At 76.5% G+C, this 18,500-nt stretch carries 14 protein-coding genes and 1 pseudogene; 1 reads left to right on the top strand and 14 read right to left on the bottom strand.

Annotation, left to right across the window (positions count from 1 at the left end):
• Position 1: 1 nt before the first annotated feature.
• The 10 genes from DEH69_RS26920 to DEH69_RS26875 all read right to left on the bottom strand — a co-directional run bounded on the left by DEH69_RS26920 (position 2) and on the right by DEH69_RS26875 (position 10,898).
• Positions 2–877: an ABC transporter permease gene (locus DEH69_RS26920; protein ID WP_220131346.1), complete on the bottom strand. Its 876-nt coding sequence runs from the start codon at positions 875–877 to the stop codon at positions 2–4.
• Positions 874–1,827 (bottom strand): ABC transporter permease, encoded by a 954-nt coding sequence (locus DEH69_RS26915; protein WP_113689587.1) that lies wholly within the window; start codon positions 1,825–1,827, stop codon positions 874–876. Before DEH69_RS26915 ends, DEH69_RS26920 begins: the two co-directional genes overlap by 4 nt.
• The gene (locus tag DEH69_RS26910) at positions 1,824–3,380 is read right to left on the bottom strand and encodes an ABC transporter substrate-binding protein (protein WP_113689586.1); all 1,557 of its coding nucleotides are present in this window, start codon (positions 3,378–3,380) and stop codon (positions 1,824–1,826) included. Before DEH69_RS26910 ends, DEH69_RS26915 begins: the two co-directional genes overlap by 4 nt.
• A 616-nt stretch (positions 3,381–3,996) precedes the next feature.
• A complete protein-coding gene (gene pcaC / locus DEH69_RS26905; RefSeq protein ID WP_258534988.1) occupies positions 3,997–5,196 on the bottom strand; it encodes a 4-carboxymuconolactone decarboxylase in 1,200 nt (399 codons plus the stop codon).
• 98 nt (positions 5,197–5,294) lie between these two features.
• The gene (gene pcaB / locus DEH69_RS26900) at positions 5,295–6,716 is read right to left on the bottom strand and encodes a 3-carboxy-cis,cis-muconate cycloisomerase (protein ID WP_258534984.1); all 1,422 of its coding nucleotides are present in this window, start codon (positions 6,714–6,716) and stop codon (positions 5,295–5,297) included.
• Positions 6,703–7,305 (bottom strand): protocatechuate 3,4-dioxygenase subunit alpha, encoded by a 603-nt coding sequence (gene pcaG, locus DEH69_RS26895; protein ID WP_113689585.1) that lies wholly within the window; start codon positions 7,303–7,305, stop codon positions 6,703–6,705. The genes pcaB and pcaG overlap by 14 nt, the downstream gene beginning before the upstream one ends.
• Positions 7,284–8,051 carry a protocatechuate 3,4-dioxygenase subunit beta gene (pcaH, locus tag DEH69_RS26890; RefSeq protein ID WP_113689584.1) on the bottom strand — a complete coding sequence of 256 codons (768 nt, stop codon included), beginning with the start codon at positions 8,049–8,051 and terminating at the stop codon, positions 7,284–7,286. The genes pcaG and pcaH overlap by 22 nt, the downstream gene beginning before the upstream one ends.
• A gap of 8 nt (positions 8,052–8,059) precedes the next feature.
• A complete protein-coding gene (locus DEH69_RS26885; RefSeq protein WP_181727621.1) occupies positions 8,060–9,253 on the bottom strand; it encodes a thiolase family protein in 1,194 nt (397 codons plus the stop codon).
• Positions 9,250–10,041, bottom strand: coding sequence for a CoA-transferase subunit beta (locus DEH69_RS26880; RefSeq protein WP_113689583.1), 792 nt, complete (start codon positions 10,039–10,041; stop codon positions 9,250–9,252). The genes DEH69_RS26885 and DEH69_RS26880 overlap by 4 nt, the downstream gene beginning before the upstream one ends.
• On the bottom strand, positions 10,038–10,898 hold the full coding sequence (locus DEH69_RS26875; protein ID WP_113689582.1) for a CoA transferase subunit A: 861 nt from the start codon (positions 10,896–10,898) through the stop codon (positions 10,038–10,040). Before DEH69_RS26875 ends, DEH69_RS26880 begins: the two co-directional genes overlap by 4 nt.
• Positions 10,899–11,025: 127 nt before the next feature.
• Here DEH69_RS26875 and DEH69_RS26870 point away from each other — a divergent pair, with 127 nt between their 5' ends.
• Complete coding sequence (locus tag DEH69_RS26870; protein ID WP_113689581.1) at positions 11,026–12,768, top strand: IclR family transcriptional regulator C-terminal domain-containing protein; 1,743 nt, start codon at positions 11,026–11,028, stop codon at positions 12,766–12,768.
• Between the two features lie 51 nt (positions 12,769–12,819).
• Here the strand turns inward: DEH69_RS26870 and DEH69_RS33170 are convergent.
• The 4 genes and pseudogenes from DEH69_RS33170 to DEH69_RS26850 all read right to left on the bottom strand — a co-directional run.
• A pseudogene (locus DEH69_RS33170) lies at positions 12,820–14,406 on the bottom strand (hydantoinase B/oxoprolinase family protein); the annotation flags it as partial.
• A gap of 14 nt (positions 14,407–14,420) precedes the next feature.
• Positions 14,421–16,487, bottom strand: coding sequence for a hydantoinase/oxoprolinase family protein (locus tag DEH69_RS26860; RefSeq protein ID WP_181727620.1), 2,067 nt, complete (start codon positions 16,485–16,487; stop codon positions 14,421–14,423).
• Positions 16,484–17,434, bottom strand: a complete 951-nt coding sequence (locus tag DEH69_RS26855) for an FAD-binding oxidoreductase (RefSeq protein ID WP_220131345.1) — start codon at positions 17,432–17,434, stop codon at positions 16,484–16,486. The genes DEH69_RS26860 and DEH69_RS26855 overlap by 4 nt, the downstream gene beginning before the upstream one ends.
• A complete protein-coding gene (locus DEH69_RS26850; protein ID WP_113689577.1) occupies positions 17,431–18,450 on the bottom strand; it encodes a phosphotriesterase in 1,020 nt (339 codons plus the stop codon). Before DEH69_RS26850 ends, DEH69_RS26855 begins: the two co-directional genes overlap by 4 nt.
• Positions 18,451–18,500 lie beyond the last annotated feature (50 nt).

The raw sequence follows: 18,500 nt of genomic DNA, 5'->3' as shown, positions 1-18,500 counted from the left end.
GTCACCGTTCCCCCCACAGGTCCGTCAGCCCGTCCGCCACGAGCGACAGGCCCACCCCGGTCACGACGACGGCCAGCCCCGGCGCCGTGGCCAGCCACCACTTGGTGGTCAAAAACGCCCGGCCGTCGGCGATCATCGAGCCCCAGTCGGCGGTGGGCGGCTGGATGCCGAGCCCCAGGTAGGACAGCGTGACGACGGCGGCGATCACGAACACCACGTCGGTGAACAGGAACACCACCGCCTGCGGCAGGGTGTTCGGCAGCACGTGCCGCAGCAGCACCCTGCGGTGCGAGAGGCCGCTCTCCCGCGCCGCGTGGACCCACGGCTGGGCCGCGGCCACGGAGGTCGCCGAACGCGTCACGCGCGCGTAGGCCACCCAGCCCACCAGGGCGTAGGCCACATAGATGCCGCGCTCCCCCGTGCCCACCACGGCGACGATCGCCAGGATCAGGACGTAGAAGGGGAACGCCAGCACCGTGTCGACGAGGTAGGACATGCCCCGGTCGAGCCGACCGCCCGCATAGCCCGCGACGCTGCCGACGAGCGTGCCGACCAGGAAGGGGATGACGACCGTGACCGCGCCGATCCGCAGGTCGGTGCGGGCCGCGTACACCAGCCGGGAGAACACGTCGCGGCCGAGGTGGTCGGTGCCGAGCAGGTGCTCCCCCGACGGTGGCAGCAGCGCCGCCCGCAGGTCCTGGGCTGCCGGGTCGTGCGGCGCGATCAGCGGCGCGCACAGCGCCGCGAGGACGACGGCGCCGACGATGACGAGGCCCGCGACGAGCGAGCGATGGGCCAGCGCGCGCCGCAGCCGGGGCACGGGCGCGGCGAGCGCGGTCGCCTCGGGTGCGGCGGACGCCGCGGGGGCGGCGGTCACGCGGCCCTCCTCAGCCGGGGGTCGAGGAGCGCGGCGAGGTGGTCGGTCACCAGCGTGACCAGGACGACGGCGAGCGCCGTGTAGATGACCACGCCCTGGATGACCGGCAGGTCGCGGCTGCCGATCGCGTCGAACATCAGGTCGCCGAGCCCGGGCAGGGCGAACACCTTCTCCACGATCAGCGCGCCGCCGAGCAGGTAGGAGATGTTCGTGCCGACCAGCACGAGGGCGGGGAGCGCGGCGTTGCGCAGCACGTGGCGGGCCAGGATCCGCCGCTCGGGGAGACCGGCCGCGCGGAGGGTGGCGACGAAGTCGGCTCGCAGCACCTCGACGAGCTGGACGCGCAGGCTGCGTACCAGGACGGGCACGATGGCGAACGCCGCGGTGAGCGCGGGCAGCACGACGCTGACCGGGTAGCCGTCCCTGACGCCGCCGACGGGGAACCATCCGAGCCGCACCGAGAACAGCAGGATCAGCAGCAGCCCGGTCCAGAAGGCGGGCATCGCGATCCCCGCGGTGGTGAGGATCCGCACCGCGTGGTCGGCGACGCCGTCGCGGTGCGTGGCCGCCCACAGCGCGAGCGGCACGGCCAGGACGACGGCGAACACCGTGGCGAACGCGACCAGCCAGAGCGTCGGTTCGACGCGCGCGAGGATCAGCTCGCGCGTCGGCACGTCGTTCACCAGCGAGGCGCCGGTGTCGCCCTCGGTCACAAGGCGCGTCATGAACTCCCAGAACTGGACCGGCAGCGGCTCGTCGAGACCGAGCCGCTCGCGCAGGTCCGCGGCGGCCTCGGGGGTGGCGCGGCCGCCGAGCAGGGCGGTGGCCGCGTCCCCGGGGATGAGGCGCACAAGGAGGAACGCGATGACGACGACGCCGACCGCGACGCCGCCCGCCCGCAGGAGGGCGTGGGCCACCCGGCGCGCGAGCGGCGTGGCGGCCGCTCTCATGAGCCGGTCACCTCGTGCAGGCGGGTGGTGCCGTTGGGCAGGACGACCAGCCCTTCGACGCCCGCGCCCGTCGCGGTGATCGTCGGGATGTAGGTCAGCGGCACCGTCGGGACCTCGTCGGCGGCGATCTGCTGGATGCGGGCGTAGACCTCGGCCCGCGTGGCGTCGTCCGTGGCCGCGACGCCCTGGGCCGCGAGGTCGATCACCTCGTCGTTGCGGTAGCCCGTGTGGTAGGAGTCGGCCACGTCAGGCAGGAGCTGCCAGCGCACGAGGTTGCTGGGGTCGCCGGTGTCGCTGATCGCCCAGGTGACGGCCAGGTCGTAGTCGCGTTCGCCGAAGCGGGCCCAGAACGTGGTCGAGTCGAGCGTCTCGATCTCCACCGTGACGCCGATCTCCGCGAGCGCGGCCTGGATGGCCTGGGCCTGCTGTGTCTGGCTGGCGGAGGAGTTCTCCACGATGAGCGTGGTCGCGAGCCCGTCGGGGTGTCCTGACCGCGCCAGCTCGTCGCGCGCCGCCTCAAGGTCGTGGCCCAGCACGTCGGTGTCCTGGGCGGAGAACTGGATGCTCGGCGGCAGGAACGTCGTCGCGGGGGTCGCCGTGTCGTAGGTCGTCGCCGCCGCGATCGCCTCCCGGTCGAGCGCCGAGGCGACGGCGCGGCGCAGGCGCACATCGGCGAACGCGCCGTCCACGGTGTTGAACGCGAGCAGGCCCTGCTGCCAGGAGTCGGAAGAGTTCACCCGGACGTCGGGGTTGGCCTCGAGCTCGGCCACGTTGGCGGCGGGCACCGCGTCGATCACGTCGACCTGCCCGGCCTGGAGCTGCTGGAGGAGCTGGTTGTCGTCGTCGACGACCGTGAAGACGACCTCGTCGACCGACGGCTGGCCCTGCCAGTAGGCGTCGTTGGCGGCGAGGGTGATCTCGCCCGTGGTCCTGTCCCAGGAGTCCACGGTGAACGGGCCCGTGCCCACCGGGTCGTCGAAGAACTCCTCCTCGGTGCGCCCGCCGAGGTCGGCGGGCAGGATCCCATTGGCGAAGGTCGCCAGGTCGGCCAGCAGCGGCGCGTACGGCTCGGACAGCGCGACGACCACGGTGAGGTCGTCGGCCGCGGTCACGTCGGTGATCGGCGCGGACAGCGGCAGCGCGCCGCCGACGTCGAGGTGCCGGTTCAGGGTGAAGACGACGTCCTCGGCGTCCAGGGCCGAGCCGTCCGCGAACGTGACGTCGTCCCGCAGGGTGAACGTCCAGCTCAGGCCGTCGTCGGCGACCTCGTATGACGCGGCGAGGAGCGGCTCGACGCTTCCGTCCTCGCGCAGCTCCACCAGGGGTTCGAAGATCTTGTCGAGCGTGTAGGCGTTGTTCGTGGCGAGCTCGTCCGCCGTCGGGTTGAGGTCCGTGACGCCGCGGCTGGTGCGGGCGAACACCAGGGTGCCGTCGCCCGATCCGGCCGCGGCGTCCTGCTCCCCTGAGGGCGAGCCGCAGGCCGCGCCCGCCGCGAGCACGACGAGGGCGATGAGGGCGGCGGCCATGGGCCGCCGCGGGGCGTGTCTGTCCATGGGGATGTCCTTGCGGTCGATCGGATCACCACGGCGCGGCGCGGGCGCGGCGCGGCACGGGGAGGGGAACCGCTCGGCGCCGCCAGGCGCGCGGCCTGGCGGGGCGACGAGGGAGTGGACGACGCACGCCGACGGGCGGTGGGCCGTTCCCGCAGAGGAACGCGAGCGCCCTGGCCTCATGGGCGGGGCTGTGCCGACGGGCCGTGACGGCCCGGGCAGCCACGCCTCAGCGGCGGGCGCTCACGCAGGACATCGTGAGCCGGTCACCGAGTGCGGCTGGACGCAGAGCACCACGCGCAGCGGACGCGGGGCGCCGCAACGACGGGGCGCGGCCACGCGCGCCCGGTCCAGGGCCCGTGCCGCGCGGCCCACGCGTGCTCCGCCGCCGCGCATCGCGCGGCACGGCGGGGCCGGGGCCTCGGCGGACATGGTGCTCCACGGGGTTGTTCGGTGGGCGCCGGGGACACCGGTCGCCCTTCAGATGCGGGCGGTCGCGCGCTGGCGCTTGTGGCCTGCGCGCTCAGCATGCGATCGGCCGGTCCGCCCTGTCAACCGGCGTCCGCACGCCGGACGCGCGCCCCCGCGTGACGCCGCCCACACCCTCCGGTGTGCGCCGTCAGGGGGAGGGCTCCTCGCCGTCCGCCTCGCGCAGGGCCCTTCCCGCGATGGTGAACGCGGCGTTCGCGGCGGGCACTCCGCAGTAGACGGCCGTCTGGAGCAGCACCTCGGCGATCTCCTCGGGGGTCAGGCCGTTGCGCAGCGCGGCCCGGGTGTGCAGGGCCAGCTCGTCGTGGTGGCCGCCCGCCACGAGGGCGGTGAGCGTGACGCAGCTGCGGGCGCGGCGGCTGAGCCCGGGGCGGTTCCAGATCTCGCCCCAGGCGTAGCGGGTGAGGAAGTCCTGGAAGTCCTCGGTGAACGCGGTGGTGCGGGCCCTGGCCCGGTCCACGTGCGCGTCGCCGAGGACGGCCCTGCGGATGGCGGTGCCGACCGCGCGCCGTGCGGCGTCGGTGCCGGGGTCGCCGCCCCGGGCGGCGGGGGCGGCGGGGGCGGCGGGGGTGTCGGGGGTGTCGGGCTCGGCGAAGTGGCCGAGCAGGGCGGCGCCCACGGGACCGGGGCGTTCGACGTTGACCAGGTGCGCGGCGCGCGCGATCTCCACCAGGTCGGCGCCGGGGACGGCGTCGGCGATCTCCCTGGCGTGAGCTGGCGGGGTCACCGGGTCGTCGCGTCCGGTCAGCACCAGGGTGGGGGCGGTGATGGCGGGCAGGTCGGCGCGCAGGTCGCAGGCGGCGAGCGCGGCGCAGCACGCGGCGTAGGCGCCGTCGTCCGCGCACCGCAGGTCGGACAGGAGCGCGGCGCCGAGCGGGGTGTCCGCCACCTCGGGCGCGAACCAGACGCCGGTGCGGCCCGGCACCAGCGCGCCCGTGCCGCGGGCGGTCACCGTGGCGGCGCGTTCGTGCCATGGCTCGGGCGGGCCGAAGTGGGCGGAGGACGACAGCACGGCGAGGCGCGAGACGCGGTCCGGGTGACGGGCGGCCAGGTGGAGGCCGATGGCGCCGCCCAGGGAGATCCCGGCATAGGCGAAACGCTCCCAGCCCCGCGCGTCGGCCAGCCGCAGCACCGTCGCGGCCAGGTCGTCGAGCCTGGCCGCGCCGTTCGGCGGCAGCGGGGAGGCGGCGGAACGGCCATGGCCCGGCAGGTCGAAGCGCAGCACGCGGTGATGGCGGGCCAGCGCGGCGAGTTGGGGCTCCCAGACGGCAAGCGATGTGCCGAGCGAGGGGCCGAGGATCAGCGGGGGCCCATCGGGCGGCCCCGCCATGCGGTGGTGCGGCAGCGCGTCGTTCGGCGGAACGTCGTTCGGCGGAACGTCGCTCGGCGGAACGTCGCTCGGCGGCGTGGCGTTCAGTGGTGCGGCGTTCATGGGGCGCACCGGCCGAGTGCGCGGTCGACGAGGGAGGCGGCGGAGCCGAGGTGGTCCAAGGGGTCGGCGAGGGCGGCGAGGCCGGGCATGCGGTCGGCGAGCGAGGGCTCGGCGGCCAGCAGCGCGTCGGCGAGGGCGACGCCGCGCGCGGCCGCGTCGCGCGCGGCCGCGTCGAGCAGGCGGCGGGCGCGGGGGCGGCCGAGCAGCGGGGTGAGGGCGAGGGCCAGCCGCTCGCTGACGACGAGCCCGCGGGTCGCGTTCAGATTCCGCCGCATGCGCGCGGGGTCGACGCGCAGGCCCTCGGCCAGCTCCGCGGCGTCGCGGGCCGCGCCACCGGCGAGGCGCAGCAGCTCGCGCAGCGCCTGCCACTCCGCGTGCCAGGCTCCGGCGGGGCGTTCGTCCTCCGCGGCGAGCGAGCCGAGCAGCGTCGCCGCGAGCGCGGGAGCCTGCCGGGCCGCGGCGGCGATCAGGGTGGCGCGCACGGGGTTGCGCTTGTGCGGCATGGCCGAGGATCCACCGCCCCGCCCCTCGGCGACCTCCCCCACCTCGGTCCGCGACAGCACCAGCACATCGGCGGCCATCTTCCCCAGCGCGCCCGTGGTCAGCGCCAGCGCGCACCCCAGGTCGGCGACCGGTGCCCGCAGCGCGTGCCAGGGAACGGCGGGCTCGTCCAGGCCCGTCTCGCGCGCGTACACGCGCAGCAGGCGCACGCCGGGGTCGCCCTCGGGGCCCCACGCGCCGCCAGGGGCCATGGCCGGGGCCTCCGCCGTGAACGCCGCCAACGTGCCCGCGGCGCCACCCAGTTGGGCGGGCAGGGGGAGCCCGGCCAGGCGGTCGCGCGCGGCGGTGACAAGGGTGTGCCACCCCGCGGCCTTGAGGCCGAAGGTGGTGGGGACCGCGTGCTGGGTCAGGGTGCGGCCGGGCATCGGCGTGGCGCGGTGGGCCTCGGCCAGCGCGGCCACGGCCTCGGCGGTGCGCGCCAGATCGGCGAGCACGGCCCCGCGCGCCCGGCGCGCCGTCGTCATGAGCGCGGTGTCCAGGATGTCCTGGCTCGTCGCGCCGCGGTGCACATGGTCGGCCGCCGCCTCGTCGCGGGCGGCGACCGCGCGGGTCAGCTCATCGACGAGGGGGATCACGGGGTTGCCGCTCGCGCGGGCGCGCAACGCCAGCGCGCGCGGATCGATGCGCGCCGTTTCGGCGGCGCGTGAGACGGCCTCGGCCGCCTCGGCCGAGGTGAGGCCGACCGCGGCGCGGGCGCGCGCGAGCGCCGCCTCGGCGTCCAGCATCGCGCGCACGAACGCCGCGTCGCCGGTGGCGGCCTCGGCCGCGGAGCCCGCCCACCCGGGGGAGAGCAGGCCCACGTCGGGGGCGCGGTCATCGGAAATCCGGTCATCGGAGATCCGGTCATCGGAGATCAAGGAAGACCGTCTCCTTCTCGCCCTGGAGGTGGATGTCGAAGCGGTAGCGCCGAGCGGGTCCGAGCGGCTCGGCCTTCGCCACCAGCGTCGCGCGGCGGGCGGGGTCGAGCGAGGCGAGCAGCGGATCGGCGGCGAGGGCCGCGCGGTCGTCGGGGAGGTACAGGCGCGTGAAGAGGTGGTGCAGCAGGCCGCGCGCGAACACGCACACGCTCACATGCGGCGCGTGCCCCCCGCGCGCCCCCGGCGGCAGCGTGCGGGCCGACCAGCGGCCATCGGCGTCCGTGGCGACCCTGCCGAACCCCGTGAACTCCTGGGAGAGATCGCCGTCGCGGCGGGCCAGCGAGCCGGGCGCGCGCGGCGGGCGGCCTTCGGGGGCGTTCTGCCACAGCTCGACGATCGCGTCGGGAACGGGCCGCCCCGCGCCGTCGTGGACCCGGCCGTGCACGGTGACGGCCCCGGGGTGACCCGCGGGCGCGAGGTCGCCGCCGCCGGCGAACGGCAGGGCGTGGCCGAAGAACGGGCCGACCGTCTGCGAGGGCGTCGGCGGCAGCGCCGCGGTGCCGCCCGTCACCGGCCCTCCTCGGCCCATGTGGCGCGGGGGCCGTCGAGGACGATGTCCCACCGGTAGCCGAGCGACCACTCGGGGCGCGAGAGCGCGTGGTCGTAGGTCGCCACGAGGCGCCGCCGTGCGTCGTCGTCGGTGACGGAGCACAGGACCGGGTCGTGCGCCATGAGCGGGTCGCCGGGGAAGTACATCTGCGTCACCAGGCGCTGGGTGAACGCCGTGCCGAAGACCGAGAAGTGGATGTGAGCGGGGCGCCAGGCGTTGTCGTGGTTGCGCCAGGGGTAGGCGCCAGGCTGGATGGTGGTGAAGTGGTAGGAGCCGTCGGGCCCGGTCAGCGCCCGGCCAGCGCCGGTGAAGTGCGGGTCGAGCGGCGCGGGGTGGCGGTCGAGGCGGTGGGCGTAGCGGCCCGCGGCGTTGGCCTGCCAGATCTCGACGAGCTGGCCCGCCACCGGGCGGCCCGCCCGGTCCAGCAGCCTGCCGGTGACGGTGATCCGCGCGCCCTGGGGCTCGCCGCCGTGCTGCCGCGTCAGGTCGGCGTCGAGCGGGGAGACGTCGGAGTCGCCGAAGACGGGCCCGTGCAGCTCCACCGCCTCGGGGTCGAGTGCCACGGCGACCAGCGGCCTGGTGGGGTGGCGCAGCGCGCTGCCGCGGTAGGGCGGGTAGTCGCGCGGCGGATGGTCGGAGGCGGGGGCGCCGGACGCGCGTTCACGCCGGTATGCCGCCCGGTGGGCGGCCATCTCGGCGTCGATGTCCCGCTGGGTGGGTGTCATGGGACGGGTCACCTTTCGAGTACCAGGGCGAGCCCCTGGCCGACGCCCACGCACAGGGCGGCGACGCCGACTCCCGTGTCGTGCGCGGCGAGTTGGTGGGCGACGGCGCCGGCCAGGCGGGCGCCGGACGCGCCCAGCGGGTGGCCGATGGACAGGGCTCCGCCGCGCGGGTTGACCAGGGCCGGGTCGAGGTCGGGCAGCTCGGCCAGGCAGCCAAGCACCTGGGCGGCGAACGCCTCGTTGAGCTCGACCGTGCGCAGCTGGTCGAAGCGCCGCCCGGCCCTGCGCAGCGCGGCGGTGACGGCGGCCACCGGGCCGAGGCCGTACCACTGCGGCTCGATGCCGGTGACGGCCGAGGCGGCGACGCGGGCAAGCGGCGTGCGGCCGGTGAGCTCGATGCCGCGCTCGTCGGCGATGAGCAGCGCCGCCGCGCCGTCGTTCAGCGGGGACGAGGTGGCGGCGGTGACGGTGCCGTCGGGGCGGAAGGCGGGCCTGATCCTGGCCAGCGCCTCCGGGGTGCCGCCGTCGCGGACGCTCTCGTCGCGTGGCAGGTCGACGCCGGGGAGGGGCACGACCTCGGCCGCGTAGTGTCCTTCGGCCCAGGCGCGGGCCGCCCTGGCGTGGCTGGCCAGGGCGAACGCCTCCTGCCGCGCGCGGCCGATGCCGTGCTTGGCGGCGATCAGCTCGGCGCCCTCGCCCAGCGGAACGGTCCACTCGGGCGGCATGCGGGGGTTGACCATGCGCCAGCCGAGCGTGGTGGAGTGCAGCTCCTGGTGGCCCGTGGGAAAGGCGCGCTCCGGCTTGGGCAGCACCCATGGCGCGCGGCTCATGGACTCCACGCCCCCGGCGACGACGACCGAGGCGTCCCCGACCGCGACCGCGCGGGCGGCCTGGATCACGGCCTCGAGGCCCGAGGCGCACAGCCGGTTGACGGTCGCGCCGGGCACCGTGGGCGGCAGCCCGGCCAGCAGGGCGGCCATGCGGCCGACGTTGCGGTTCTCCTCGCCCGCGCCGTTGGCGTTCCCGATGACCACGTCGTCGACCTTCGCCGGGTCGAGGGCGGGCGAGCGGTCGAGCAGGGCGCGGATCACGTGGGCGGCCAGGTCGTCGGGGCGCACGCCCGACAGGGCGCCACCGTAGCGGCCCACCGGGGTGCGGACGGCGTCGGCGATATAGACGTCGCGCGTGGTCACGAGGCTCATGCGGCTTCCTCCCGCGGGGACTTGAGGGCGCGCAGCGCGGCCAGCTCATCGCCGGTCGGGGGCTCGGTGACGGCCGGGTCACGGGGGACCCGCACCTCCCAGCCCGTTGCGGCGCGCACCCGGTCCACGGTCACGCCGGGGTGCAGCGCGGTGAGCGTCAGCTCGGCGGTGCCGGGGTCGGGGGTCAGCACGCCCAGGTCGGTGATGACGGCGACGGGGCCGCGCCCCGGCAGCCCGAGCGCGGCCCGGTCGCCAGGGCCCGTGCCATGGCCGACGGTGGTGACGAAGTCGAGGCGGGGCACGAAGCCGCGCCGCGAGTGGCGCAGCACCAGCAGCACGCGGCCGCAGCCCGCGGCGATCTCGGGGGCGCCGCCCGCGCCCGGCAGCCGGATCTCGGGCCGCCCTGGACCGCGGCTGACGGCGGTGGTGTTGACGTTGGCGAAACGGTCCACCTGGGCGGCGCCGAGAAAGCCGACGTCGATGCGCCCGCCCTGGAGCCAGTAGTTGAACATCTCGGGCACCGGGACCACCGCGTCCGCCGTGTCGGCCAGCTCGCCGTCGCCGATGGACAGCGGCAGCCTGGCGGGGCGGGCGCCGATGGCCCCCGACTCGTAGATCAGCGTCAGGCCGGGGTTGACGGTGCGGCGCGCGAGGTTGGCGGCCGTGCTTGGCAGGCCGATGCCGACGAAGCACGTGCGGGCTCCGGCCAGCGCGCGGGCGGCGTTGACCTCCATCAGCTCGTCGGGCGTCCAGTCGGCGGTCCAGTCGGCGGTCGGGTCGGCGGTCATCGGGGCGTGGCTCCTTCCCTGGGGCTGACCTGGGTGCGGGCCCGGGTGCGGACCTGGGTGCGGACCTGGGTGTCGAGCCAGGCCGTGAAGGTCTCCCGGTCGCGGGAGATGGCGTCCCACTCCCGGTAGAAGGCGTTGTCCCGCGTCGAGTAGCCGGCCGCGTAGGAGGGGTGGGCGCCGCCGGGGACCACGGCGACGGCGTCGACGACCCACGTCGGCAGCGTGAGCGCGCCGGGGCGTGGCTCCAGGGCGGGGACGACCTCCTCGACGGTCACCAGCACGCGGCGGGCGGCGAGCACCGCCTCCTTCTGCACGCCCGTCAGGCCCCACAGCTGAACGTTCCCCGCGGGGTCGGCGCGCTGGGCGTGGATGACGGTGACATCGGGGTTGAGCGCGGCGACGGCCGCCAGCTCCGCGCCGGTGAACGGGCAGACGACGGTCGCCACGGTGTCCGTGCGGCGCGGGATGTCGCTGCCCCGGTAGCCGCGCAGCACGGCGAACGGCAGGCCCGATGCCCCGGCCACATAGCGGTTGGCCATGCCCGCGTGGCTGTGCTCGTCCAGCGCGAGCGGGCGCGGCCAGCCGTTCTCCACGGCGTCGCGGAAGCGGTGCAACGACCCGACGCCGGGGTTGCCTCCCCACGAGAAGACGAGCCTGGCGGCCAGGCCCGCGCCGATGAGCTGGTCGTAGACGACGTCGGGGGTCATCCTGACCAGGGTCAGATCGGCCCTCCCCTGCCGGATCAGCTCATGGGCGGCGGCGAACGGGATGAGATGGGTGAAGCCCTCCATGGCCACGGTGTCGCCGTCGTGGATCAGGTCGGCCACGGCGTCGTGGAGGGAGCGGATGTCGGCCATGGGAGGTGCGCCCCCTCGACGTCGGGCGTTCGCCTGGTGAACTATTGTTCGCGAACGGCTGCGGGTTCGAGTGTGGGCTCGGCTCCGCCGCACTGTCAATGGGAGCGACGAGGAGGGCCGTTCCACGATGGCGACGCCCAGTCCGGCCACGACGACCACGACCACGACCACGACGACATCGGCGCCGCCGCCCGAGGCGGTGGGGCCGCTGCTGCGCGGGCTGGCCGTACTGCGCGCGCTCGCCGCGGGGGGCGGCGGCCTGTCGGCGGGCGAGCTGACCCGGCTCACCGGCCAGGCCCGTTCCACGGTCGACCGCACGCTCGGCACCCTGGCGCGCCTTGGCCATGTGCGGTGGGAGGACAAGGCGGCGGTGCTCGCGCCGCGGCTGATGGAGGTGGGCAACGCCTACCTCGCGGCCTGCCGCGTCCCCGAGCTGCTGGGCGGGCGGGTGGACGAGCTGGCCGACGCGCTCGACGAGTCCGTGTCGCTCGCGGTGCCCGACGGGGACGGGGTGCGCTTCGTCCACCAGGCGACGCGGCGGCGGGCGATGTCCCTGGCCTTCCGCCTCGGCGACCTGCTGCCAGCGGAGTGCGGCGCGCCCGGCGCGCTGTTCGCGGCCGGTTGGGGCCCGCGGGACTGGGAGCGCTGGCGCGAGCGCAGGGCGGCCGACCCGGACCGCGCGGCGTTCCCCGCCGTTCCTCCGGGGGCGGCCGCGCGCGGCGCCGCGTCGTTCGAGGACCGCGTGGCCGCCGCCGCCCGCGCGGGGCGCTCCGATGACGACCAGCTCATCGAGCCGGGGCTGATCGCCATCGCCCTGCCGGTGCGCGGCGGCGACGGGCGGCCTGTCTGCGCGGCCAGCGTGGTCAGCCACACCAGTCGGCACAGCCTGGCGAGCCTGCGCCGCGAGCTGCTTCCGCCGCTGCGCCGCGCGGTCGCCGCCATGGAAGCCACCCTGGCAGCTCCCCCGCCGCCCGCCGCGCCCGAGGCCCCTCCCGAGGCCCCTCCCGAATCCGCCGCCGGGTCCGCGTCCTGGGCCGTCGCGGCCCGCCTCCGCGCCGCGAAGCACGAGCTGGGCGCCGGGTTCGTGGAGTCCCTGGCCCGCGGCCTGGCCGTGCTCGCGTCGTTCGACGCCGCCCGTCCGGCGTGCACCCTGGGCGAGTTGGCGCGCGCCACCGGTCTCGCCAGGGCCACCGTGCGCCGTTCGCTGATCACGCTGGAGCACGCGGGCTACGTCGCCAGGACGGGAACGGCCGGGTCAGGAGAGGTCTTCCGCCCTCTGCCCCGGGTGCTTGAGCTGGGATACGCCGATCTTTCGGGGCTGACGCTGCCGCGGATCGCCGGGCCGCACCTGGCCCGCCTGGTCGAGCGGGTCCACGAGTCGGCCTCCCTGGCCGTGCTGGCCGGGGACGACATCCGGTACGCGGCGCGCGTCCCGACCGTGCGCATCATGAGCGTCGACATCGCCGTCGGCACCCGCTTCCCCGCCTACGCCACCTCGATGGGCCGGGTGCTGCTCGCCGACCTGCCGACGGAGGAACGCGCCGCCAGGCTGCGGGACATGGAGCCGCGGCCGCTGACCCGCCACACCGTCACCGACCGCGCCGAGCTGGCCGCCGTGCTGGATCGCGTCGCGCGCGAAGGGCACGCGCTCGTGGACGGCGAGCTCGAAGAGGGCCTGCGCTCGCTCGCGGTCCCCGTGCGCGACCGCGCCTCACGGGCCGTCGCCGCCGTCAACGTCTCCACGCACGCCGGCCGCCGCACCGCCGCCGAGGCCAGCGCCGCGCTGCTGCCCCCGCTGCGGGACGCCGCGGCGGCCATCACGGCTGACCTCCGCGTCGCCAGCCGCTTCGCCCCCGTCCGCCCGCTCTGAGCGCGCGGCGCGCCGCGGGGGCGCGCCCGGGGGCCCGCCCGGGGGCCCGTATCCCCCGCCGCCCGCGGCGGTGAGCCGCACGATGTCGCCCTCGCGGACCGAGAGGGACGACGTGTCGTACGGCAGCGGCTCCCACGGGCCGCCCGCCCGGCTCACCATGGCGCTCGCGGGCGCGCCAGGGCCGCCGCCCGCGGCGCCTGGCGCGGCGTGCTCGGGGCGGCGCTGCTCCGCCGCGACGCGGCCGCTCGCCCGGTCGGCGAGCAGCTCGTAGTCGCGGCGCACCGCGAGGCCGCCTCGCCAGGTCCCCTGACCTCCGCTGCCCGGCACAAGGGCGCAGGAGCGCACGCGCCACGGGTACTCGAGCTCGATGACCTCGGCGGAGATGAGCGCGCAGTTGGAGGTGTACGCGTCGATGCCGTCGTCGCCCGCCGCGCCGCGGCGCGCCCCGCCCCCGCCGCCGACGGTGTCCATGAGCGTCTTCGACGCGCCGGTGCGGGGATCGACGGCGTGCATCAGCAGTACGGGGAACGAGACATGGCTCGCCGCGACGGCGCGCTCGGGCAGCAGCTCGCCCAGCGCGCGGAACACCACGTCGGTGAGCGCCTGGACGGCCATGTGCCGCGACATCACCGCCGCGGGGCGGCGCGGGCGGAAGAGCGACCCCTCGGGCGCACGCGCCTCGACGTGCCGCATATAGCCGTGGTTCTGCCGGATGCCGGGGCCGAGGAAGCAGCGCAGGGCGTAGTAGAGGCCCGAGTACGTGCTCGACCAGGGCACGTTGAACGTCCCCGTCGTCTGCGCCGCGGAGCGCGAGAGGTCCACGGTCATGCGGCCGTCGGCGACGGTCACGGCCGCGTGCACGGGCAGCGGCTCGTCGTAGTGCAGGCCGTCGCCGTCGAGGAAGCCGGTCGCCGTCACGGTGCGCTCGGGCCAGCCGCGCAGGACCGCGGCGGCGCGCGCCGACGTGTCGTCGATGAGGTCGTCGGCTGCGGCGCGCAGCGTGGCGGCGCCGTGCCGCGCGGCGAGCTCGCGAAGCCGCTCGGCGCCGCGGCGGCACGCCGAGAGCTGCGCCATGAGGTCGCCATCGACCGACTCGGGGTCGCGCACGTTGCGCAGCAGGACGTCCCACAGCGCGTCGTTGCGGACGCCGCGCTCGACGAGGCGCACGGGCGGCAGTTGCAGCCCCTCCTCGTAGAGGTCGCGCGACGCCTCGGGGTGGCCGGGGACCGCGCCCCTGTTGCGGGCCGAGACGCCGCCGATGTCGACGTGGTGCGCGACGGTCGCGACATGGCCGAGCAGCTCGCCGCCCGCGTACACGGGCATGAACACCTCGAGGTCGGGCAGGTGGGTCGCGCCCGCGTAGGGGTCGTTCGTCACGACGACGTCGCCGTCGTCGAGCGGGCCCGTGCGGGCGAGGGCGCCCGCGAGGGCGAACTCCAGCGTCCCGGCCTGCGCCGGGATGAGGTGCGAGTCGGCGACGAGGCGGCCTCGCGCGTCCAGGAAGCCGCACGAGAAGTCGAGCATCTCGCGGATCAGCGGCGAGAACGAGCAGCGCTTGAGCAGCAGCGCCATCTCCCCGACGACCGCATCGAAGCCGTTCCACAGCAGCTCGCGCACCGCCGGGTCCTTCACTCTCATCGGCCCGGCTCCCATCAGTTCTCCTCGCGTTCGATGACCATGCCGAGGCCGTCGGCCCTGGCCACCCGCCAGCCGCGCGGGATGAGCGTCGTGGTGTCGGTCTGCCGCACGATCGCGGGCCCGCACAGCCCCGGCTCGACGTCAGCGCGTTCGACGACGGTGTACTCGACCGGCGTGCCCGTGGCGTCCCAGCCAGGGCGGCGGCGCCACACGGGCGCGCGCGGCGGCCCGTGGCCCGCCGCCCAGTCCACGGCGGCGCGCGGCACGACGGCCCGCACCCGCAGGGTCACCAGCTCCACCGGAACGCCGTCCCACGCGTGCCCGTACGCCGCGCGGTGGGCCTCGGCGAACGCGGTCTCGAGGCGTTCGGTGTCCTCGCGCCGCAGCGCGCACGCCCCGGAGACGGGGATCGTCAGCTCGTACGCCTGCCCCGCGTAGCGCAGGTCGGCGTCCAGGCTCAGCTCCGGCGCGTCGGCCACGCCCGCGCCGCGCAGCAGGCTCGTGGCCTCGTCGACCAGCTCGCCGATGAGCGCGTCGACGCGCGCGTGGTCGAGTGCGCGCAACGGGGCGACGTAGGTGCGGCCGACGTCGTGGCGCCCTTCCCCCATCAGCAGCCCGAGCGCCGAGGTCAGCCCCGGGTGGCGCGGCACGACGACGCGCGCGACGCCCAGGTCCTCCGCGATCGCGCACGCGTGCAGCGGGCCCGCGCCGCCGAACGCCAGGAGCGCGTGGCCGCGTACGTCGATCCCGCGAGCGACGGTGACCGCGCGCAGCGCGTCGGCCATCAGCCCGTCGGCGACGCGGATGACGCTCGCGGCCGCGGCCTCGGCCGACAGGCCGAGCGGCCCCGCGACGTCCCGCTCGATCGCTGCCCTGGCGCGTTCCGCGTCGAGCGGGAGCGCGCCGCCGAGCAGGCCCGCGGGATCGATCGAGCCGCGCACGAGGTGCGCGTCCGTGACGGTCGCGTGCGGGCCCGAGCCATAGGCGGCGGGGCCCGGGTCTGCGCCCGCGCTCTCGGGGCCGACCCGCAGCGAGCCGAAGGCGTCCACGCGCGCGAGCGACCCGCCGCCCGCGCCGATCGGCAGAACGTCGATCTGCGGCAGCGCGACCGGCAGCCCGGCGACCTCGCCGCGGTAGCGGCGGCGCGGCAGCCCGCCCTCGATCAGCGCGACGTCGGCACTCGTGCCGCCGACGTCGAGCATGACGACGTCCGGCTCGCCCAGCCGCAGGCCGAGCTCGGCGGCGGCGACGGCGCCAGCGGCGGGCCCCGAGACCAGCAGCGCGACGGGCAGCCTCGTCGCGAGCGCCGCGGGGATGACGCCGCCGGTCGACGTCATGAGCTGGAACGCGCCGCCGAAGCCCCGCTCGCGCAGCCGCGCTTGGAGCCGCGCGATGTAGCCGCCGGTGCGCGGCAGCAGCGCGGCGTTGAGCACGGTGGTCGCGGCGCGCGGGTACTCGCGGAACTCCGCCGCGACCGACGAGGACAGCGTGACCGGCACGCCGGGCAGCTCCTCGCGGACGAGGGCGCCAGCGCGCCGTTCGTGCGCGGCGTCGGCGAACGAGAACAGGAAGACGACCGCCACGGCGTCGACGCGGCCCGCGAGGGCCCGCGCCGCGCGGCGCACGTCGTCCTCGGCGAGCGGGGTGACGACGGAGCCGTCCGAGCCGGTGCGCTCGCGCACGCCGTGGACGCGCTCGCGCGGCACGAGCGCGGCGGCCTTGGGCCGCCACGGGTCGTAGAGGTCGGGGCGCTGCTGCGTGCCGATCTCGAGGATGTCCTCGAACCCCGCGGTGACGAGCAGCCCGACGCGGGCGTGGTCGCCGGTGAGGACGGCGTTCGTCGCGACCGTCGTGCCATGGACGACGGCGGTGATGTCGCCTGGCGCGAGACCGGAGCGTTCGAGCAGGCCGTCCACCGCGGTGACGAGGGCGAGCCCTGGATCGGCGGGCGTGGAGCGGACCTTGTGGACGTGCAGGGTGCCGTCGGCCGCGAGGAGCGCGGCGTCGGTGTGCGTGCCGCCGATGTCGACGGCGATGACGTTGCGCGCGCCCGCGGCCGCGCCGTTCACAGCCCCGTTCACAGCCGCTCCAGGAGGTCGGCCGCCGCGCGGGCTGACCCCCAGGACAGCGCCACGCCCGCGCCGCCGTGGCCGTAGCAGTGCACGACGTCGCGTCCGCAGAGCCGTTCGGCGGCCAGGCGCACCTCGGGGCGCACGGGCCGGTGGCCCACCGCCCTGCCGATGACGCGGGCGCCCGCGAGCGCGGGCTCGGCCAGCGCGGCGCGCCGCAGGAGCGCGCGCTCGGTCGCGCGGTCGGCCCTGGGATCGAACACGCCGTCCTGCGCGGGTCCTCCGACGACGACGTCGTCGTGGCGCGGGACGACGAACAGCGGCGCGAGGGGTCCGTCGCGCACGATCGTGGTGCGGGTCAGGCCCGGGTTTTCCAGCAGCGCGACCTGGCCGCGGACGGGCCGCAGCGCGGCGTCGCCCGCAAGCGGCCCCGAGCCGAGCCCCGCGGCGAGGACGAGGACGTCGGCGCCCGGCGCGCAGTCCGCGAGGGCGGGCACCTCGCGCGGCTCGATGTCCACGCCCGCGGCGGCGCAGCGCTCGCGCAGCCAGGGCAGATAGCGGCTGGTGTCGACGAGCGGGACGCTCGCGACGGTGCCATGGCGGTATCCGGGGGGCAGCTCGTCGGCCCTCGCCTCGCGCAGCGGCGGCGTGAAGCCGCGCGTCCACGGGTCGGGCGCGGCCGGGCCGACGCCGACCGTGCGCGCCTCCTGTTCGCGCACGCCGGTGTGGGGTCCGGCGTCGCGGCGCAGCCGGGCGAGCGTGGCGTAGGCCCACTCCCGCACCCGCTCGCTCCGCTCGACGAGCGGCACCGCCCACAGCGCCGCCGCCGCGGCTGAGGCCGTCCGCTCGCCGCTCTCGCGCGCGAGCACGCGCACCGCGTGTCCGCGCTCGGCGAGCACCAGCGCGCAGCTGAGGCCGATGACCCCGGCCCCGATGACCGTCACGGGGCGACGCGTCACGGGGCGCCCTCCCCGCGGTCGAGGAGGCGCCGCGGCTCGTCCACGAGCATCCCGGTCAGGCGCCCCGCCGGGATGCCGCGCTCGCGCAGCGCGGGCGCGATCCGCGCCATCAGGTGGCCATAGCCGTGGCCGCCGTGCGTGCGCAGCTGGGCCTTCGTCCACAGCGATCCGCCCAGGACGTGCCGCGCCCGCGGGTGTGCGGCGCAGAACCGCGCGAAGAACTCGAGGCGTTGGGCGTCCGAGGGGTTGTGGACGCGGCCGACGTGGCTGTCCTCCGTCCCGAAGCACATCTCGAGCACGGCGCCCTCGGCCGCGAGGTCCGCCCAGTAGGCGGCGTCCATGTACTCGTCGGCGTTGGTGAGGACGACGCGCTCGGCGGGCAGCCCCTCGGCGGCGCACAGCGCCAGCACCTCGGGGCCGCGGGTCGCGCCGGGGTCGAGCCGCACCGCGACGGCGGCGCCGGCGCGGATGGCCGCCCGCGCGGCGGAGCGCAGCATGGAGCGCTCGGCCTCGGGCAGGTCGGCCGTCGTGCCCATGATGCCGAGGATCCCGGCGCGGTAGCCGGTGCCGGGCACCCGGTCGAGCAGCGCACCGGCCAGGTGGCGTTCGAGGCCGTCCTCGTCGAGCTCGGCGATCCACGCGGGGAGCGTGGCGCGGATGTAGGCGCCGTAGGCGCACACGATGGTCATTCCCGAGCGCCGCGCGACGTCGGGCAGGCCGGCGTGGTCGGGCCCGAGGCCCCACGAGGTGTCCTCGACGAGCGAGCGCTGCCCGAGGGCGACGGCGGCCGCCAGCTCGGTCACGGCGACATCGGGCTCGTCGAGGCGCAGGTTGTCGGCCAACGCCAGCATGTTCAGGCGCAGATGGCCGATCGTCCCCGGGCCCACACGGTCGCCCGAAGGGCCTGGCGCCGAGCCGTCGCGCCGGAGCGCGGAGGCGTCGCTGAGGACGTGGTCGTGCATCGACGTCACGCCAAGGCGCTCCGCGGGTATGGGCCCGAGCACCGTCTCGATCATCGCTCCGCCTCGATCCCGGGTCTCGACCACCCCTACGGTGGATCCAAAGA

Origin of the sequence: Streptomyces sp. PT12, from assembly GCF_003311645.1 — a bacterium.
Taxonomy (GTDB): Bacteria; Actinomycetota; Actinomycetes; order Streptomycetales; family Streptomycetaceae; genus Streptomyces.
The sequence above is the reverse complement of the archived record's forward strand: the minus strand, read 5'-3'. Positions and strand labels throughout refer to the sequence as shown.

What these genes read in the sequence shown, in the direction of transcription:
- DEH69_RS26880 (WP_113689583.1), bottom strand. Translation starts at nt 10,041, where the DNA reads ATGACCGCCGACCCGACCGCCGACTGGACCGCCGACTGGACGCCCGAC.
- DEH69_RS26875 (WP_113689582.1), bottom strand. Translation starts at nt 10,898, where the DNA reads ATGGCCGACATCCGCTCCCTCCACGACGCCGTGGCCGACCTGATCCAC.
- DEH69_RS26850 (WP_113689577.1), bottom strand. Translation starts at nt 18,450, where the DNA reads ATGATCGAGACGGTGCTCGGGCCCATACCCGCGGAGCGCCTTGGCGTG.
- pcaG (WP_113689585.1), bottom strand. Translation starts at nt 7,305, where the DNA reads ATGGGCCGAGGAGGGCCGGTGACGGGCGGCACCGCGGCGCTGCCGCCG.
- DEH69_RS26910 (WP_113689586.1), bottom strand. Translation starts at nt 3,380, where the DNA reads ATGGACAGACACGCCCCGCGGCGGCCCATGGCCGCCGCCCTCATCGCC.
- DEH69_RS26870 (WP_113689581.1), top strand. Translation starts at nt 11,026, where the DNA reads ATGGCGACGCCCAGTCCGGCCACGACGACCACGACCACGACCACGACG.
- pcaH (WP_113689584.1), bottom strand. Translation starts at nt 8,051, where the DNA reads ATGACACCCACCCAGCGGGACATCGACGCCGAGATGGCCGCCCACCGG.
- pcaC (WP_258534988.1), bottom strand. Translation starts at nt 5,196, where the DNA reads ATGGCGGGGCCGCCCGATGGGCCCCCGCTGATCCTCGGCCCCTCGCTC.
- DEH69_RS26885 (WP_181727621.1), bottom strand. Translation starts at nt 9,253, where the DNA reads ATGAGCCTCGTGACCACGCGCGACGTCTATATCGCCGACGCCGTCCGC.
- DEH69_RS26915 (WP_113689587.1), bottom strand. Translation starts at nt 1,827, where the DNA reads ATGAGAGCGGCCGCCACGCCGCTCGCGCGCCGGGTGGCCCACGCCCTC.